This window comes from Paenibacillus sp. FSL K6-3182 (genome assembly GCF_037976325.1).
Taxonomy (GTDB): Bacteria; Bacillota; Bacilli; order Paenibacillales; family Paenibacillaceae; genus Pristimantibacillus.
Genome location: NZ_CP150265.1, coordinates 218,156 through 234,841 on the forward strand (window position 1 = coordinate 218,156; position 16,686 = coordinate 234,841).

At 46.1% G+C, this 16,686-nt stretch carries 15 protein-coding genes and 1 tRNA gene; 14 read left to right on the forward strand and 2 right to left on the reverse strand.

The window, feature by feature from the left end:
• The first annotated feature begins 35 nt into the window (after nt 1–35).
• The 9 genes from hisJ (at nt 36) to MHH56_RS01125 (ending at nt 9,390) form a co-directional block, all read left to right on the forward strand.
• Nucleotides 36–842, forward strand: coding sequence for a histidinol-phosphatase HisJ (gene hisJ, locus MHH56_RS01085; protein ID WP_339209452.1), 807 nt, complete (start codon nt 36–38; stop codon nt 840–842).
• 115 nt (nt 843–957) lie between these two features.
• Nucleotides 958–1,908 carry a ribose-phosphate pyrophosphokinase gene (locus MHH56_RS01090; RefSeq protein WP_076270752.1) on the forward strand — a complete coding sequence of 317 codons (951 nt, stop codon included), beginning with the start codon at nt 958–960 and terminating at the stop codon, nt 1,906–1,908.
• A gap of 165 nt (nt 1,909–2,073) precedes the next feature.
• Complete coding sequence (locus MHH56_RS01095; protein ID WP_339206018.1) at nt 2,074–3,825, forward strand: tetratricopeptide repeat protein; 1,752 nt, start codon at nt 2,074–2,076, stop codon at nt 3,823–3,825.
• Between the two features lie 20 nt (nt 3,826–3,845).
• Nucleotides 3,846–4,793, forward strand: a complete 948-nt coding sequence (gene trxB / locus MHH56_RS01100) for a thioredoxin-disulfide reductase (protein WP_339206019.1) — start codon at nt 3,846–3,848, stop codon at nt 4,791–4,793.
• A gap of 208 nt (nt 4,794–5,001) precedes the next feature.
• A complete protein-coding gene (locus tag MHH56_RS01105) occupies nt 5,002–5,952 on the forward strand; it encodes an ROK family glucokinase (protein WP_339206020.1) in 951 nt (316 codons plus the stop codon).
• A 140-nt stretch (nt 5,953–6,092) separates the two neighbouring features.
• Entirely contained in the window at nt 6,093–6,980 is an 888-nt protein-coding gene (gene rapZ, locus MHH56_RS01110; RefSeq protein ID WP_339206021.1) for an RNase adapter RapZ, read from the forward strand.
• Nucleotides 6,981–7,013: 33 nt separating this feature from the next.
• Nucleotides 7,014–7,979: a YvcK family protein gene (locus MHH56_RS01115; protein ID WP_339206022.1), complete on the forward strand. Its 966-nt coding sequence runs from the start codon at nt 7,014–7,016 to the stop codon at nt 7,977–7,979.
• A 6-nt stretch (nt 7,980–7,985) separates the two neighbouring features.
• Nucleotides 7,986–8,915, forward strand: coding sequence for a DNA-binding protein WhiA (whiA, locus tag MHH56_RS01120; protein WP_339206023.1), 930 nt, complete (start codon nt 7,986–7,988; stop codon nt 8,913–8,915).
• Nucleotides 8,916–9,120: 205 nt separating this feature from the next.
• Nucleotides 9,121–9,390: an HPr family phosphocarrier protein gene (locus MHH56_RS01125; RefSeq protein WP_028609180.1), complete on the forward strand. Its 270-nt coding sequence runs from the start codon at nt 9,121–9,123 to the stop codon at nt 9,388–9,390.
• Nucleotides 9,391–9,560: 170 nt separating this feature from the next.
• Here MHH56_RS01125 and clpP read toward each other — a convergent pair whose 3' ends face one another.
• Together clpP and MHH56_RS01135 are read right to left on the reverse strand one after the other, a co-directional pair.
• Complete coding sequence (gene clpP / locus MHH56_RS01130; RefSeq protein WP_169091151.1) at nt 9,561–10,145, reverse strand: ATP-dependent Clp endopeptidase proteolytic subunit ClpP; 585 nt, start codon at nt 10,143–10,145, stop codon at nt 9,561–9,563.
• Nucleotides 10,146–10,461: 316 nt separating this feature from the next.
• A tRNA-Arg gene (locus MHH56_RS01135) sits at nt 10,462–10,536 on the reverse strand.
• A gap of 276 nt (nt 10,537–10,812) precedes the next feature.
• Between MHH56_RS01135 and MHH56_RS01140 the strand changes: the two genes are divergently transcribed.
• The 5 genes from MHH56_RS01140 (at nt 10,813) to gpmI (ending at nt 16,671) form a co-directional block, all read left to right on the forward strand.
• Entirely contained in the window at nt 10,813–11,877 is a 1,065-nt protein-coding gene (locus MHH56_RS01140; protein ID WP_339206024.1) for a sugar-binding domain-containing protein, read from the forward strand.
• A gap of 88 nt (nt 11,878–11,965) precedes the next feature.
• Nucleotides 11,966–12,970, forward strand: a complete 1,005-nt coding sequence (gap, locus tag MHH56_RS01145) for a type I glyceraldehyde-3-phosphate dehydrogenase (RefSeq protein WP_076270744.1) — start codon at nt 11,966–11,968, stop codon at nt 12,968–12,970.
• 175 nt (nt 12,971–13,145) lie between these two features.
• The gene (locus tag MHH56_RS01150; RefSeq protein ID WP_339206027.1) at nt 13,146–14,330 is read left to right on the forward strand and encodes a phosphoglycerate kinase; all 1,185 of its coding nucleotides are present in this window, start codon (nt 13,146–13,148) and stop codon (nt 14,328–14,330) included.
• A 39-nt stretch (nt 14,331–14,369) separates the two neighbouring features.
• Nucleotides 14,370–15,128 carry a triose-phosphate isomerase gene (tpiA, locus tag MHH56_RS01155; protein WP_076270742.1) on the forward strand — a complete coding sequence of 253 codons (759 nt, stop codon included), beginning with the start codon at nt 14,370–14,372 and terminating at the stop codon, nt 15,126–15,128.
• Between the two features lies 1 nt (nt 15,129).
• Nucleotides 15,130–16,671, forward strand: coding sequence for a 2,3-bisphosphoglycerate-independent phosphoglycerate mutase (gene gpmI, locus MHH56_RS01160; protein WP_339206029.1), 1,542 nt, complete (start codon nt 15,130–15,132; stop codon nt 16,669–16,671).
• Nucleotides 16,672–16,686 lie beyond the last annotated feature (15 nt).

Sequence of the window (16,686 nt, forward strand, 5' to 3'; positions counted from 1 at the left end):
GAATGATAAATGACAGCAGAAAGGCCGGTACGCACATGTTTATCGATTACCATACGCATCATGCTCGCTGTGGTCATGCCGTCGGAGAGCTAGAGGAATATGTAAAGAAGGGCATAGAGATCGGACTCGTGCAGCTCGGCCTTTCCGATCATATGCCTCTGCTCCACGTTGACCCTGCGACTTATTATCCGGAAATGGCTATGCCGATGGATGAGCTTCCGCGTTATGTGGAGGAATGCCTTGCGCTTAAGGAAAAGTATAAGGGACAAATCGACATACGTGTTGGGCTTGAAGGCGATTATATCGAGGGCTGCGAGGAGCAGATCGCTGCGATCGTGAGCGCGTACCCTTGGGACTATGTGATTGGCTCTGTTCATTTTCTTGAGGAGTGGGACATCACCGATTTCCGGCAAACGGGAGGCTGGGAAGGCCGCAATCGTATGGCTGTATACGAACAGTACTACGCAGCCGTGGGCAAAGCAGCCGCAAGCGGGTTCTATGACTACATTGGACATATTGATGTCATCAAGCGTTTTGGCTTTCAGCCGGAGGAAAATGTTACCCATTTGGAGAACGCTGCACTAGAGGCAGTCAAGAAGCATGGACTTGCGATTGAGCTCAACGCATCGGGCCTTCGCACACCTGCAGCAGAGATGTTTCCGAGCCGTAGAATGCTGGAATATGCACTGGAACTAGGCATTCCGCTGACGGTTGGTTCGGATGCTCACCAGCCTGAAAGACTAGGCCAATATTTGGATCAAGCGTACGATTTGCTCAAAGAAGTTGGCTTTAAGCAGCTTGCGACATTTAATTGTCGAAAATTAGTGATGATTGATTTTTGAAATATCGTAAATTCCATGTATAATATAGATGATCAAATAAGCTTTGTCGAATGATCCGGCAAAGACGAGTACTTGTTCCGTCAAATTAATTGGTTTTAACGCTCAGGAGGGTATCATGTTAAGCGACAAGGTGCGTATTTTTTCGGGTTCGTCTAATCCGGTATTGGCTCAGAAAATTAGTGCAGAGCTTGGTCTGACGCTAGGTGCGATCAAGATGTCCCGTTTTAAAAGCGGAGAGATTTACGTACATTACGAGGAAACGATTCGGAATTGCGATGTATTTCTCGTACAATCATTCTCACATCCAATCAACGAGCATTTTGTCGAATTGCTTGTTATGATTGATGCGGCGAAGCGTGCTTCCGCAAGAACGGTCAACATCATCATGCCTTATTACGGTTATGCGCGTCAGGAGCGCAAAGCAGCACCTCGGGAGCCGATTTCAGCGAAAATGCTGGCGGATGTGCTCACGACAGTAGGAGCGAACCGAGTGATTACAATCGACCTACATGCTCCAGCTATTCAAGGCTTCTTCAACATTCCAGTCGATCATATGACTGCGCTAGATTTAATCAGCGATTATTTGAAGTCGAAAAACATCAAGAACCCGGTTGTTGTATCGCCGGATGCAGGACGTGCTTCAACTGCTGAGAAGCTAGCGAACTACTTGGATACATCGTTTGCGATTATGATCAAGAAACGCCCTGCGCATAATGAATCAGTTATCACACATGTTATCGGTGATGTCGAAGGTCAAACTCCGATTATTATCGAGGATCTCATCGATACGGGATCTACGATTGTTAACGTTGTGGAAAGCTTGAAGGAGCGCGGCGCTGAGGATGTATTTGTATGCGCAACGCATCCGTTATTCTCCGGCTCTGCCATTGAGCGTTTGGATCATCCCAATATTAGAGAAGTCATCGTAACAGACTCAATCAGCTTGCCGGAATCGACTCCTGAACGCTTCAAGGTGCTTTCCGTTGCGCCGCTTCTTGCTGAAGCAACACGCATTATTTTGGAGGGCGGCTCCATTAGCACATTGTTCAAAAGCAATGGTGTCTAAACGTTCAAATGGAATGCAGAACTAACGAAATGAATAGTAATGCCGTGGGAAATCGCGGGTGGTGTATTTGCCATCCGCGATTTTCCCACATATTCTTTCATGTTCTCAGGGGTATTGCTATGGTATAATCGTATAAAATCGGAAGTAACGGGAGGTGCCTTGCGGGTGAAAGAAAAGAAACGAGTTGCCGTAGATCAACAGACGAAAGTCATACCGGTTCAATGGGACGCTACGTTTTTTTTCGAACGTGCGGTTCGATCGCTTGATCGGCTCCATTATGACAAGGCACTTAAATATTTTCGTCGCGCCGTCGAATACGAGCCGGAGAATCCGGTAAACCATTGTAATATGGCCGGCATTCTTTCTGAAATGGGCAACTATGAGGAATCGAATAAAATCCTCGGTTGGATTGTAGATGAGCTTGATCCGACGATGACGGAGTGCCATTTCTATATGGCGAACAATTTTGCTAATTTAGAACAATATGAAGCAGCCGAGGGCTCGCTTATTCGATATTTGGAAGAGGACTCCGAAGGACAGTTTCTGGATGAAGCGGAAGATATGATGGATCTACTGCATTTTGAACTGGAGCGTCCTACTCGTCTAACCAACATTAAGTCTCGTGAAGGCATGGTCGAGCATGATTTGGCGCGCACGCTGCTGGAGGAAGGTAAATTCACTGAGGCTGTGCGCATTTTGGAGAAAATTATCGAAGGACAGCCAGATTTTTTAGCTGCTCGAAATAATTTGGCATTGGCCTACTACTATATGGGCATGTTCGATAAAGCGATGGATACGATCCATGAAGTGCTTGATCTTGAAGCGGGCAACCTGCATGCGCTGTGCAACCTTGCTATTTTTTATCAGCACAAGAACGATGAAAAAAGCTTGAAGCCGCTTGTTGAGCTGCTTGCGAAGACGGTACCGTTCCATCAAGAGCATGTGTTTAAACTGGCAACAACAATGGGCATCTTAGGAGAGCATGGTGCTGCTTATAAGCATTTCACCAGACTTCTCAAAGACTCAGAGCTCACTCAGGATCCAAGCCTGTATCATTACGCGGCTGTTGCAGCTTGCAATATCGGACGTTTGCAGGAAGCAGAGCGCCTATGGAAGCAGACAATCAAGCTCGATCCAAAATCAAGCATTCCTCTTTATTATATGGAGCAGCTTGAGCTAGTACGAAGCGGGCAGCAGACGGCTGCCATCAGCTATCACTATCATTTGCCGTTCGAAGAGCAGTTTAAGCTATGGGAGAAATCCTCCGATGGCATTCCCGATCATCTGAAGCGTGATCCTTTAGTACGGTCGTCGTTCTTCTGGGCGCTGCGTCATGGTGATCAGGACACGAAGCTGCAGGTTATTCAGGCTCTAGGGATGATCGCCGACAGCGAAGTGAAGGATGTTCTTCAGACGTTTTTGCTCGAGAAGGAAGAGGATGATTATCTAAAACGGATTGCCATCTTTGTACTCCGGACAATGGGCGTACAAGAGCCTTTACATGTGGTGCTGGAAGGCAAAGAAACGGTCATTGAGCCGAACAGGGTCCCTTCAAGTCTGCCTGTATGGGAAGATAAATGGCAGGCTGTTGCAGATATCGCTCTTGATCGCATGAGCAAGCAGTATGATTTGGTTCAGCAGCATGATTTGATGACCTTATGGGTGGAATTTTTGACGCGAGTATATCCAGATGCTCCGAAGCTTACGAAGCCGGAGAGCTGGGCGGCCGCATTAGAATATTTGACTGCAAAAATGCATCGTCGTGCTATCTCCTATCACGAAGTTTCCACCAGATACGGTACATCTATTGCGACAGTCAGCAAGAACGTCAAGATTATTGATGAAGTTTGCGGCATCAAAGAAAAGATGAAGTCGATGAGTTCCGTCTTCTTTACGCAAGAATTACAGGACGAATAAACTTTTACGAGGTGAAGCTTATGTACAAATCAATTATTATCGGTACTGGTCCTGCGGGGCTTACAGCAGCTATTTATTTGGCTCGCGCTAACATGAGCCCACTCATTATTGAAGGTCCAGAACCGGGCGGTCAATTGACGACAACAACAGAGGTTGAGAATTTCCCTGGTTTCCCGGAAGGGATTATGGGTCCTGAGCTGATGGAAAACATGCGTAAGCAAGCGGAGCGCTTTGGCGCCAAGTTTATTACGGGTTGGGTTAATAGCGTGGATATGTCAGAGCGTCCATTCAAGCTTCAAGTGGAGGGCCATGGCGAGCTTGTTGGGGAGAGCATCATTATTTCTACTGGTGCATCGGCTAGATACCTCGGCATTCCAGGCGAGAAAGAAAACGTTGGCCGTGGCGTAAGCACTTGCGCAACTTGCGATGGCTTCTTCTTCCGCGGTAAAAAAATTATCGTAGTAGGCGGCGGCGACTCTGCGATGGAGGAAGCAAACTTCCTTACTCGTTTTGCTTCAAATGTAGAGCTTGTTAACCGTCGTGATGAGCTTCGCGCATCAAAAATCATGCAGGATCGCGCTCGTGAGAACGAGAAAATCAGCTGGAGCTTAAACCGTACACCGGTTGAGGTTGTAGCAACGGGCATGGGTGTTACTGGGCTTAAAGTTCGTGACAATGAGACAGGTGAAGAGGATGTTATCGATACAGACGGAATCTTTATCGCTATCGGCCATACGCCAAACACGAAATTCCTAGCAGGCCAAATCGATACAGACGATCATGGTTACATTGTTGTGAAACCAGGTACATCTGAAACGAACGTACCGGGCGTGTTCGCTTGTGGAGATGTTCAAGACAGCAAATATCGTCAAGCAATTACAGCAGCAGGCAGCGGTTGTATGGCTGCGCTGGATTGTGAAAGATATTTGGAGGGTGCAATTACGCACGACTGGAGCAAATCGCTTTAATACTTGACGAGTTGCAACATAAGATAAAGAAGGGGCTATACCAGCAGAGCGACATGCTTGAAGGTATAGCTTTTTCATTAAATGCTGAAGGCATTTTTTCCAAGCCCAGAATGGTTGATTTGCCAGTATTCCTCTATCTTGACCAGAGGATGAAGGTCGCTTATAGTGTTACAAGAGAAGATTAACATATTGATGAGGTGGACTAGTGATGTCTGAGAAGATTTACGTTGGAGTCGATGTCGGCGGAACTGCTATTAAAGTAGGTATTTGTAATTCGGATGGGCAATTGCTCCAGACGTACGAGGGGCCGACGGAGGCGAGTAAAGGAACGGACACTATCCTTCAAAATATTGCGAAATATGCACAACAAATCGTAGTGGAATCGGACTATGATTGGGAGCAAGTTGACGGGGTAGGCGTTGGTATTGCTGGTTTCTTAGATATTCCAAACGGAATTGTGAAATTTGCACCAAACTTAAAAATCGAGAACGTCAATCTTAAGGCTTATTTGGAGCAAGAGCTGAATAAGACAGTTAAAGTTAATAATGATGCGAATGTTGCTGCACTAGGCGAAGCTTGGGGCGGAGCGGGCAAAGGCATCGCGCACTGCGTATGCTACACACTCGGCACAGGCGTAGGCGGCGGCATAATTATAGATGGTAAAATCGTTGAAGGTTCTATGGGTATGGCTGGCGAGCTTGGTCATATGGCTATCGTGCCTGATCTTGAAGCTATTGTATGCGGCTGCGGCAAAATTGGCTGCTTGGAAACGGTATCCTCTGCAACAGGTATTATCCGTATGGCAAAGGATGCGGTTGAACGCGGCGATCGTACATCGCTTTCACTTGTTGAGGATATTATGGCGAAGGATGTTCTTGATGCGGCTAAAGCAGGAGACGAAGTAGCAACTCGCATCGTAAACCGTGCTGCTTATTATTTGGGTAAATCAATGGCGATGATCGCTATTGTATTGAATCCGCAATATTTCATCATTGGCGGCGGCGTTTCGAAGGCTGGAGAATTTTTATTCGAGCAAATTCGTGAAGTATTCGACAAGTATACACAGGATCAAGCGAAAGAAAATGTGCAAATCGTAGCGGCAACACTAGGCAACAACGCTGGCGTTGTAGGCGCAGCTGGCCTTATTCTAAGAGGTTAATTTCATAGTTGTAAATGACGAAGAGACTTTGCATCTGCAAAGTCTTAGCTTATCCATAGGAAGTAGGTTTGCCTTAGCAAACCTTAAGCGTATCCTTACGAAGTGACTTTGCATTCGCAAAGTCTTTAGGAGGTTTATTCATGGAAACGACAGCAGCAGTAGCAAAGCTTGTCATTATAACCGGGATGTCTGGCGCGGGCAAGACCATTGCTGTCCAAAGCCTGGAGGATCTCGGTTTCTTCTGCGTAGATAATCTGCCGCCCGTTCTTATTCCTAAATTTGCAGAGTTGATCGATCAGTCGAACGGTAAAATCGGCAACGTTGCGCTTGTTATCGATTTGCGCGGGCGTGAATTTTTCACGGCGCTTTCGGAGTCGTTGGCCTATATCAAGGAGCATTATACGATTAGCTGTGAAATCTTATTTTTGGATGCAACTGATTCTGTCTTGGTTCAGCGCTATAAGGAAAGCCGACGTCGTCATCCGCTGGCGCCTGAGGGCATGCCGCTTGAGGGCATTCGCAACGAACGTCGCCTGCTTGAGGATTTAAAGGGCTGGGCATCACAGGTTATTGATACGAGTATTTTGAAACCAGCACAATTGAAGGGACGTATTATTTCTCATTTTACACACCTAGAGCAAAACAGCTTGTCGATAAATGTAACTTCCTTTGGCTTTAAATATGGCATTCCTATCGATGCGGATTTGATCTATGATGTTCGTTTCTTGCCTAATCCGCATTATGTCGAGCATCTACGCCCAAATACCGGTCAAAATCCCGATGTATATGAATACGTTATGAAATGGCCTGAAACTCAGCAATTTCTAACGAAGCTGCTGGATATGTTGCAATTCCTTATTCCGCTTTATCGTAAGGAAGGGAAAAGTCAGGTTGTTATCGGTATTGGCTGTACTGGCGGTAAGCATCGTTCCGTTGCTATAGCAGAATATTTGGGACGCATGCTCGGCAGCAGTGATACGGAACGTGTGCGTGTCAGCCATCGCGATGCCGAACGTGACAAGCATTGACGAGGTGAGAGAATGCAAAGTAGACACAAGATAATGAGACGGCCTAAAATCGTCGTAATTGGCGGCGGTACAGGTCTCTCTGTTATGCTGCGAGGTCTTAAGGAGAAACCGCTCGATATTACCGCGATCGTTACGGTTGCCGATGATGGCGGGAGCTCAGGCATTTTACGCAATGAGCTGCAAATTCCGCCTCCGGGTGACATTCGGAACGTACTTATGGCATTAGCGGATGCTGAGCCGCTGCTGACTGAGGTTCTTCAGTATCGTTTCAAAACGGTACCGGGACTTGCAGGCCACAGCCTTGGTAATCTTATGCTGGCAGCAATGACCGATATATCCGGCGACTTTGTAACGGGGATTCGTGAGCTGAGCCGTGTGTTAGCGGTTCGAGGACGGGTTCTGCCCGCAGCGAATCAGGCTATCGTACTTAAAGCGGAAATGGCTGATGGCAGCATTGTCACAGGGGAATCCATGATTCCGAAAGCTGGCAAGGTCATTAAACGAGTATTTTTGGAACCAGCCGATGTCGAACCGCTGCGAGAGGCGGTCGAGGCCATCGAACAGGCCGATGCTATTTTGATTGGACCGGGCAGCTTATATACAAGTATTATTCCAAACTTGCTAGTTCCTAAACTGGCAACTGCGATCGTGGAATCAGAAGCCGTAAAATTATTTGTATGTAATGTTATGACCCAGCCTGGGGAAACTGATAACTATTCGGTAGGCGATCACCTTGATGCCATTCATGCTCATATCGGTCAACATCTATTCGATTATGTCATTGTAAATGACGGCGAAATTCCGCCGCAAATCGAAAGCAGATATGCTGAGCTTGGCGCAAAGGCCGTCCATTTGGATTTAGATGCAGTTACGCAAAAGGGTTATGAAGTCATTGCGGATCGGCTAGTATTGTTTCGCACTTTTCTGCGGCATGATGCTGAACGCTTAAGCCATCATATTTATAAGTTGGTAGAGAACTGGATGTTACGAAAGAGGTGATACACAATGTCATTTGCGGCCCAAACAAAGAAAGAGCTGACATTAATTGAAGCGGACAGCTGCTGTGAGATAGCGGAGCTATCTGCACTCATACGGATGAATGGTTCGGTTAGCGTATCTAGCCGCAAAGTCGTTTTGGACATCTCAACGGAAAATGCCGCGATTGCCAGAAGGATTTATTCCCTGCTCAAAAAACATTATGATGTGCATGTAGAACTGCTTGTCCGTAAAAAGATGAGATTGAAAAAAAACAACGTGTATATTGTCCGTATACCGGCTAGAGTTCAGGAAATATTAAGCGAGCTCAAAATTGTATCGGAAGGCTTTATGTTCAATTTAGGCATCGATAAGGAAATCATTCGCAAGCCTTGCTGCAAACGCTCCTATCTACGGGGTGCGTTTCTTGCTGGCGGATCGGTTAACAATCCAGAAGGTTCATCTTATCATTTGGAAATCTCTTCGATGTACCAAGAGCATTGTGAGTCTTTAGTTGACCTTGCGAACAAATTTGATCTTAACGCGAGATGCATTGAACGAAAAAAGGGATTTATCTTCTACATCAAAGAGGGCGAGAAAATAATCGAGCTCCTCAATATTGTTGGTGCGCACCAAGCTCTGTTCAAGTTTGAAGATGTTCGAATCATGCGCGACATGCGCAATTCAGTAAACCGGATCGTAAACTGCGAAACGGCCAATCTAAATAAAACGATCGGTGCAGCTGTTCGTCAGATCGAGAACATTAAGCTGCTTCAACGTGAAGTAGGACTGGATAGCTTGCCTGATAAGCTGAAGGAAGTAGCTGAGATAAGGCTTCAGCATCCGGATATGAATTTGACAGAGGTCGGCGAAATGCTCGGAGGAAAGGTCAGTAAGTCAGGCGTAAACCATCGTTTGCGCAAAATCGACGCACTTGCGGAAAAAATCCGTGGTGTCTGAACTTTTATCCTAGTGCATCAGCTGGTATAATGATATAATAATTTAAAATGACGCAATTTTTAAAGATAAGAATAAGCAGCATTGATACTTACACATCTTATCTTTGTCCGGAAACGAGCTTTTGCAGCCAGAAGACGGCAAACAGAGCCGTATAAGCTTTTGCCGCATGCTAATGATTGAGAAAAATATAGGGGGTATGGTTTCCATGACAAGGCTTCCGGTTGTTGTTCGTCTTAAGACTGGACTACATGCAAGACCAGCAGCATTATTCGTACAAGAAGCGAACAAATTTTCCTCCGAAGTATTTGTAGAGAAAGACGACAAAAAAGTAAATGCTAAATCCATAATGGGTATTATGAGTTTGGCTATCAGTTCTGGCACTGAAGTATCCATTAGTGCCGAGGGTTCGGACGCAGAACAGGCTGTAAACGCTTTAGTCGCTTTGGTAAGCAAAGAAGAGCTGGAGAACCAATAATGAAGAAGGAGAGAAGTCACGCAGGTTCATTATGAGCTTGCGGCGGCAGCTCTTTTTTTATATGGAATGTACAATAATCTTACGAATGTGTTTGCAATAAAAAAGAGCAGGCTCGGATGAATCCGAACTTGCTCTTTTTTGCGTTCAAACCTATTACCTAGCGGAATGAATTATGCGAGTTTCTCAATTACTTTATCAACCAAGCCATATTCTTTAGCTTCTGCTGCACTCATGAAGTAATCGCGGTCTGTATCTTTCTCGATACGTTCAAGCGATTGTCCACTGCGCTCTGCCAAAATACCGTTCAGCTTGTCGCGCATGCCGATAATGCGTTTCGCACGAATGGCGATATCGCTTGCTTGACCTTCTGCACCGCCAAGTGGCTGATGGATCATGACTTCGCTGTTCGGAAGCGCATAACGTTTGCCAATTGCACCTGCAGTAAGCAAGAAAGCACCCATAGAAGCAGCCATACCTACACAAATCGTAGATACATCAGGTTTAATATATTGCATCGTATCGTAAATAGCCATGCCTGCCGTAATTGAGCCGCCCGGGCTGTTAATATAAAGAGAAATGTCCTTCTCAGGGTCGTCTGCCGCCAGGAATAACAATTGAGCGATGATGGAGTTTGCCACCACGTCATTTACACCTGATCCTAGAAAAATAATGCGATCTTTCAGTAGGCGAGAGTAAATGTCATACGCACGCTCACCCCGATTGTTTTGCTCAATAACCATAGGAACGAAATTCATATCCAACGTAAGCCCCCTCCTAAAAAACAATGAATGGTTAAATCGTATTCTCATAATAACGGATGAAAAGTCAAAAGTCAAAGATAGTCAAACAGGTCTGCAATTCCCTTGCTGCGTATACGAAAAAAATGGGTTTGAAGTGGATTGGATGAAATAAACAAGCGCAATTTGGAGTGTTTTCCATGAGGCATAGGTTGGATGTTATAGCGGGAGATTAATTACTTGGCCGTTGCTTAAAATAAAAAAAACGTTCCAGCGTATAGGAACGGTTCGTGTGTATCAATATAGAGTTTGAACTTGCGATAATAAAAAGTAATGGCGCGCCCGCAAGGAATCGAACCTAGATCTCAGCCTTCGGAGGGCTGCGTCATATCCATTGGACCACGGGCGCATAAGGAAAAGCTGCTGTTGCTGCTATCTGCTTTTGTAAGAAAATAGTCGCAAAAATGATTATATGATATTAAAGATTTTAAAGCAAGCGATGTTCAAAAATTAAATTTGTTAAAAATGCGTCGGAAACCGTTTCCAATTGATAATCGGCTATTGCTACAATCGGTTATTTCCGATAAACTAAAGGTGGGACTTGAAATGATACCGCGGGACATATTGAGTCCAACGTATTTGAAGAAGCGAATACGCTATAGGCCGATGGAGTGAAGGATGAGAAATGCGTCAGATCATTGAACTGCAGCAGCAGCTTGTGCCTGATCTGCTAGAGGTCATGAAGAAACGATATTCGATTTTGCATCAAGTAATGGTATCGGATTTAATCGGACGTCGAACGTTGGCTTCTGTATTATCGATGACGGAGCGTATGCTTCGGGCAGAGACCGATTTCCTAAAGACGCAGGGGCTGCTCGAGATTCATTCGGGAGGCATGCGGATTAGCGATTCAGGCAAGCTTCTTTTAGAGCAGCTTGAGCCATTCTACAAGACAATGTTCGGACTATCCGAACTGGAGGAAACGATTCGCAGCCACTACGGCCTATCGCAGGTCATTATAGTTGCTGGCGATTCGGAAGTCTCTGCCCAAACAAAGCGAGAGCTTGGTCGTGCGGGATGTCAGGTGCTTATCAAGGTAATGCAGCCTAACGACGTTGTAGCTGTAACAGGCGGAACGACGATTGCACAGCTGTCGAATCAACTGATTAGTTCTTCTCAGCTGAATACGAACTTGTTCGTACCGGCTAGAGGTGGTCTAGGGGAGAGCTTGGATTACCAAGCGAATACGATTGCTTCCATGATGGCTAAGCGTACAGGAGCGCAGTATAGACTTTTGCATGTGCCGGATCATCTGGGAGAGGAAGCTTTTGCATCTATTATGCAAGAGCCGAACATTCGAGAAATTGTGGATGTCATCCGCAGTGCTCGCATCGTTGTACATGGTATCGGAGATGCTATGGTTATGGCAAGACGCAGGCGGCTAGAGCGTGAAGTTATTGATGCTATGGAAGCTGAGGGTGCTTTGGCGGAGTCATTCGGGTTTTATTTTGACCGAAAAGGCGCTGTCGTGCACAAAATGCAAACGGTGGGGTTACGGCTCGAGGATATTGTTAAAACTGAAGTTGTTATAGGTGTTGCCGGCGGCAAGAGCAAAGGCGAGGCTATAGCGGCAGTGATGCGCTTTGGACACAATGATGTACTCGTAACGGATGAAGCAGCTGCACTCGAAATCGTAGCTTTGATCGATCAAGAGAAGCACAGTCAAGAAGAAGGCAATAAGGAATCATGACGCTTTGCTAATTGCTGTTAAGGCATGCCTGCAAAATGTCTTGAAATATATTCATAAATCTTTTAAAAACGCTTAGGAGGAAACAAAAATGGTTAAAGTTGGTATTAATGGTTTTGGTCGCATCGGCCGTAACGTATTCCGCGCAGCACTGAACAACCCTGATGTTCAAATCGTGGCAGTAAATGATCTTACGGATACTGCAACACTGGCACATCTTCTGAAATACGATACAACACACGGTCAACTTGACGGTACTGTTGAAGCTAAAGAAGGCGCGCTTATCGTAAATGGCCGCGAAATCAAAGTATTCGCAGAGCGCAACCCTGCAGACCTTCCTTGGGGTTCAGTAGGCGTTGAAATCGTAGTTGAATCAACTGGTATTTTCACAGCGAAAGAAAAAGCTGAGCTTCACTTGCAAGGCGGCGCTAAAAAAGTTATCATCTCCGCACCTGCAACGAACGAAGATATTACAGTAGTTATCGGCGTTAACGAAGATAAATACGACGCTGCGGCACACACCATTATTTCCAACGCTTCTTGCACAACGAACTGCCTAGCACCTTTCGCAAAAGTATTGAACGACAAATTCGGAATCGTTAAAGGTATGATGACTACAATTCACTCATACACAAATGACCAATCCGTTCTTGACGTTCCTCACAAAGACTTGCGTCGTGCTCGCGCAGCTGCTGAGAACATCATTCCTTCTTCAACTGGCGCAGCAAAAGCTGTTGCACTTGTTCTTCCTGAGCTTAAAGGCAAACTAAACGGTATGGCAATGCGCGTTCCTACGCCTAACGTATCTGTAACTGACCTTGTAGCTGAGCTTAAAGTTAACGTTACTGTAGAAGAAGTTAACGCAGCATTGAAAGAAGCTGCTGACGGTCCTCTTAAAGGCATCTTGAACTACAACGAATTGCCGCTTGTATCAAGCGACTACAATAGCGACCCTGCTTCTTCCACAATCGATGGTCTTTCGACTATGGTTGTTGAAGGCAACATGGTTAAAGTTATCTCATGGTACGACAACGAGTGGGGCTACTCGAACCGCGTAGTTGATCTTGCTGCTTACATTGCTAGCAAAGGTCTGTAAGCAAAGAAGACGGACTAAAGACCGCAGCATTCCGCGCATGCGGAGCTAAGGTTTTTGATTTGCGGCTTCTAGAGTCGTAAGTCATGGGGGCGTTTCTTCTTTGAAGGAACGCCCTTCTTTTTTTTGTATTCTACCGCTATACCTTTCCATAACACATTTTCGGGAGGCTTCATAGATGAATAAGAAAAGTGTACGTGATGTTGCAGAACTAGCTGGTAAACGAGTATTTGTTCGCGTTGATTTTAACGTGCCGCTTGAAGATGGAAAAATTACGGATGACAAACGTATTCGTGAAACGCTTCCTACAATCAACTTTTTGATCGAAAAAGGCGCAAAAGTTATTCTTGCAAGTCATCTTGGACGTCCAAACGGTCAAGTAGTAGAAGAGCTTCGCCACACAGCTTCCGCAGCACGTCTATCTGAGCTGCTAGGCAAGCAAGTAACGAAAGCGAACGAAGCTATTGGTGAAGCTGTCGAAGCGCAAGTTGCTGCACTAAACAACGGTGATGTGCTATTGCTTGAAAACGTACGTTTCTATGAAGGCGAAGAGAAAAACGATCCAGAACTAGCGAAAGCTTTTGCAAAACTTGCTGACCTGTTCGTAAACGATGCATTTGGCGCTGCTCACCGCGCTCACGCTTCGACAGAAGGCATTGCACACATTTTGCCAGCTGTATCAGGCCTTCTTATGGAGAGAGAGCTTGAAGTACTAGGCAAAGCGCTTAACAACCCAGAGCGTCCTTTCACAGCAATCGTTGGCGGTTCGAAAGTTAAAGACAAAATCGCTGTAATCGATAAAATGCTTGAAATTGCTGACAATGTCATCATTGGCGGCGGCTTGTCTTATACATTCTTTAAAGCACAAGGCCACGAAATCGGCAAATCGCTTGTAGACAACAGCAAGCTTGATTTGGCTCTTGAGTTCATAGAAAAAGCGAAAAAACTAGGCAAAAACTTCTTGATCCCAGTTGATATCGTTGTAACTGACGATTTCAGCGCTAACGCTAACACACAAATCGTTGACGTTGACAGCATCCCTGCTGATTGGGAAGGTATCGACATCGGTCCTAAAACACGTGAGCTTTATGCTGATGTAATCAAAAACTCCAAGTTGGTTGTATGGAACGGACCTATGGGCGTATTCGAAATCGAGCCATTCTCCCATGGTACACAAGCCGTTGCTCGCGCTTGCGCAGAAACAGCTGGCTATACTGTAATTGGCGGCGGCGATTCCGCAGCAGCAGCTGAGAAATTCCACCTAGCTGACAAAATGGACTTCATCTCGACAGGCGGCGGCGCTTCCCTAGAGTTTATGGAAGGCAAAGTGCTTCCAGGCGTAGTTGCCCTTAACGATAAATAATACATTTACCCAACTATATAGATTTGAGGAGGATTACGCATGAGCAACAGAACACCGATTATTGCAGGTAACTGGAAAATGTTCAAAACGGTATCCGAGGCTGTAACATTTTTCTCCGAAATTAAAGGTAAAGCTGAAGTTGCAGGTGTAGAGAGCGTGATCTGCGCGCCATACACAACACTTCCGGCACTTGTTGAAGCTGCGAAAGGTACGTCGATTGCTATTGGAGCACAAAACGTACATTTTGAAGACAACGGTGCATTCACAGGTGAAATCAGCGGCGTTATGCTGAAGGATCTTGGTGTGAAATACGTAATTATCGGTCACTCCGAGCGCCGCGCTTATTTCGCGGAATCAGATGAGATCGTAAATAAGAAGGTTCATGCTTCCTTTAAAAATGGCTTGCTTCCTATCGTTTGTGTAGGCGAGAAGCTGGAAGAGCGCGAAGCTGGACAAACAAAAGAAGTATGCAAAGTGCAAACAGAAGCAGCTTTTGTAGGCCTATCTGCAGCACAAGCAGCTGAAGTTGTTATCGCTTATGAGCCAATCTGGGCTATCGGTACTGGCAAATCTTCTACTTCCGAGGATGCACAAGATGTTATCGGTTATATCCGCAGCGTTGTTGCTGGTCTTTACGATCAAGCGACTGCTGATGCGGTTCGCATTCAATACGGCGGCAGCGTGAAGCCTAATAACGTAGCTGAGTACATGGGTCAAGCTGATATTGACGGTGCACTTGTTGGGGGCGCGAGCTTGGAGCCTGCATCCTACATTGCACTGGTCGAGGGGGCCAAGTAATATGGCTGCTCCGAAACCTGTAGCGCTTATTATTCTCGACGGCTTCGGTTTGCGCGATGATGTAACGGGCAACGCGGTTGCACAAGCAAACAAACCAAACTATGACCGTTACTGGTCAACTTATCCGCATACGACATTGACGGCATGCGGCGAAGCGGTTGGACTTCCTGAAGGTCAAATGGGCAACTCCGAGGTTGGCCACTTGAACATCGGAGCAGGCCGCATCGTTTATCAGGATTTGACTCGTATTAGTAAATCGATCCGCGATGGTGAATTTTACGAAAATGAGACGATCCTTGGTGCTGTTCGCCATGTAAAAACAAATAGCAAAAAGCTTCATCTATACGGCTTGCTGTCGGATGGAGGCGTTCATAGCCACATTGAGCATTTGTTCGCATTGCTCGATCTAGCGAAGAAGGAAGAGCTTGAAGAAGTATACATTCATGCTTTCCTTGATGGCCGCGACGTGTCCCCGGACAGTGCAAAGGGCTATCTAGAGCGTCTTCAAGCCAAAATCGAAGAGGTTGGCGTAGGCCGCATTGCGACGGTTCAAGGCCGTTACTATGCAATGGACCGCGACAAGCGTTGGGAGCGTACAGAGAAATCCTACCGCGCTATGGTATATGGCGAGGGCCCTCAATATTTCGATCCGATTCAAGCGGTAGTTGAATCCTACGAGAAATCGGTTTATGATGAATTCGTTATGCCAACGGTTATTGTAGACGGTGAAAACAAGCCAGTTGGCCTTGTTGAATCCGAGGACGCAGTGATTTTCTTCAACTTCCGTCCTGACCGTGCGATTCAATTGTCGCAAGTATTCACGAACGAGGACTTCCGCGGCTTTGACCGTGGCGAGAAGCGCCCTGTTAATCTGTATTTCGTCTGCTTGACGCTATTCAGTGAAACCGTTGGCGGATTCGTTGCGTATTCACCAAAGAACCTTGATAATACGCTTGGCGAAGTGCTCGTGCAAAACAACAAGACTCAATTACGTACTGCAGAAACAGAAAAATATCCGCACGTTACGTTTTTCTTCAGCGGCGGACGCGATCATGAGCTTCCTGGCGAAACTCGTGTGCTTATTAATTCCCCTAAGGTCGCAACGTACGATCTCAAACCGGAAATGAGCGCATATGAGCTAGCTGAGTCCACGGTACGCGAGATTGAATCTGACAAGCATGACGCAATCATTCTGAATTTCGCCAACCCTGATATGGTAGGCCACTCCGGCATGCTGGAGCCTACGATCAAAGCGGTTGAAGCGACGGATGAATGCCTTGGCAAAGTAGTGGAAGCAGTACTAGCCAAAGGCGGCGTCTGCATCATCACGGCTGACCATGGTAATGCTGACATGGTGTTCGACGAGAATGGCCGTCCGTTTACGGCACATACAACGAACCCGGTTCCGCTTATCGTAACGAAAGCAGGCGAGACTCTTCGTGACGGCGGTATTCTTGCAGATATCGCACCAACGGTTCTTGATCTGCTTGAGCTTGCTAAGCCAGCTGAAATGACGGGCATTACATTAATCAACAAAAAATAAAACTTTAAAAGGAGT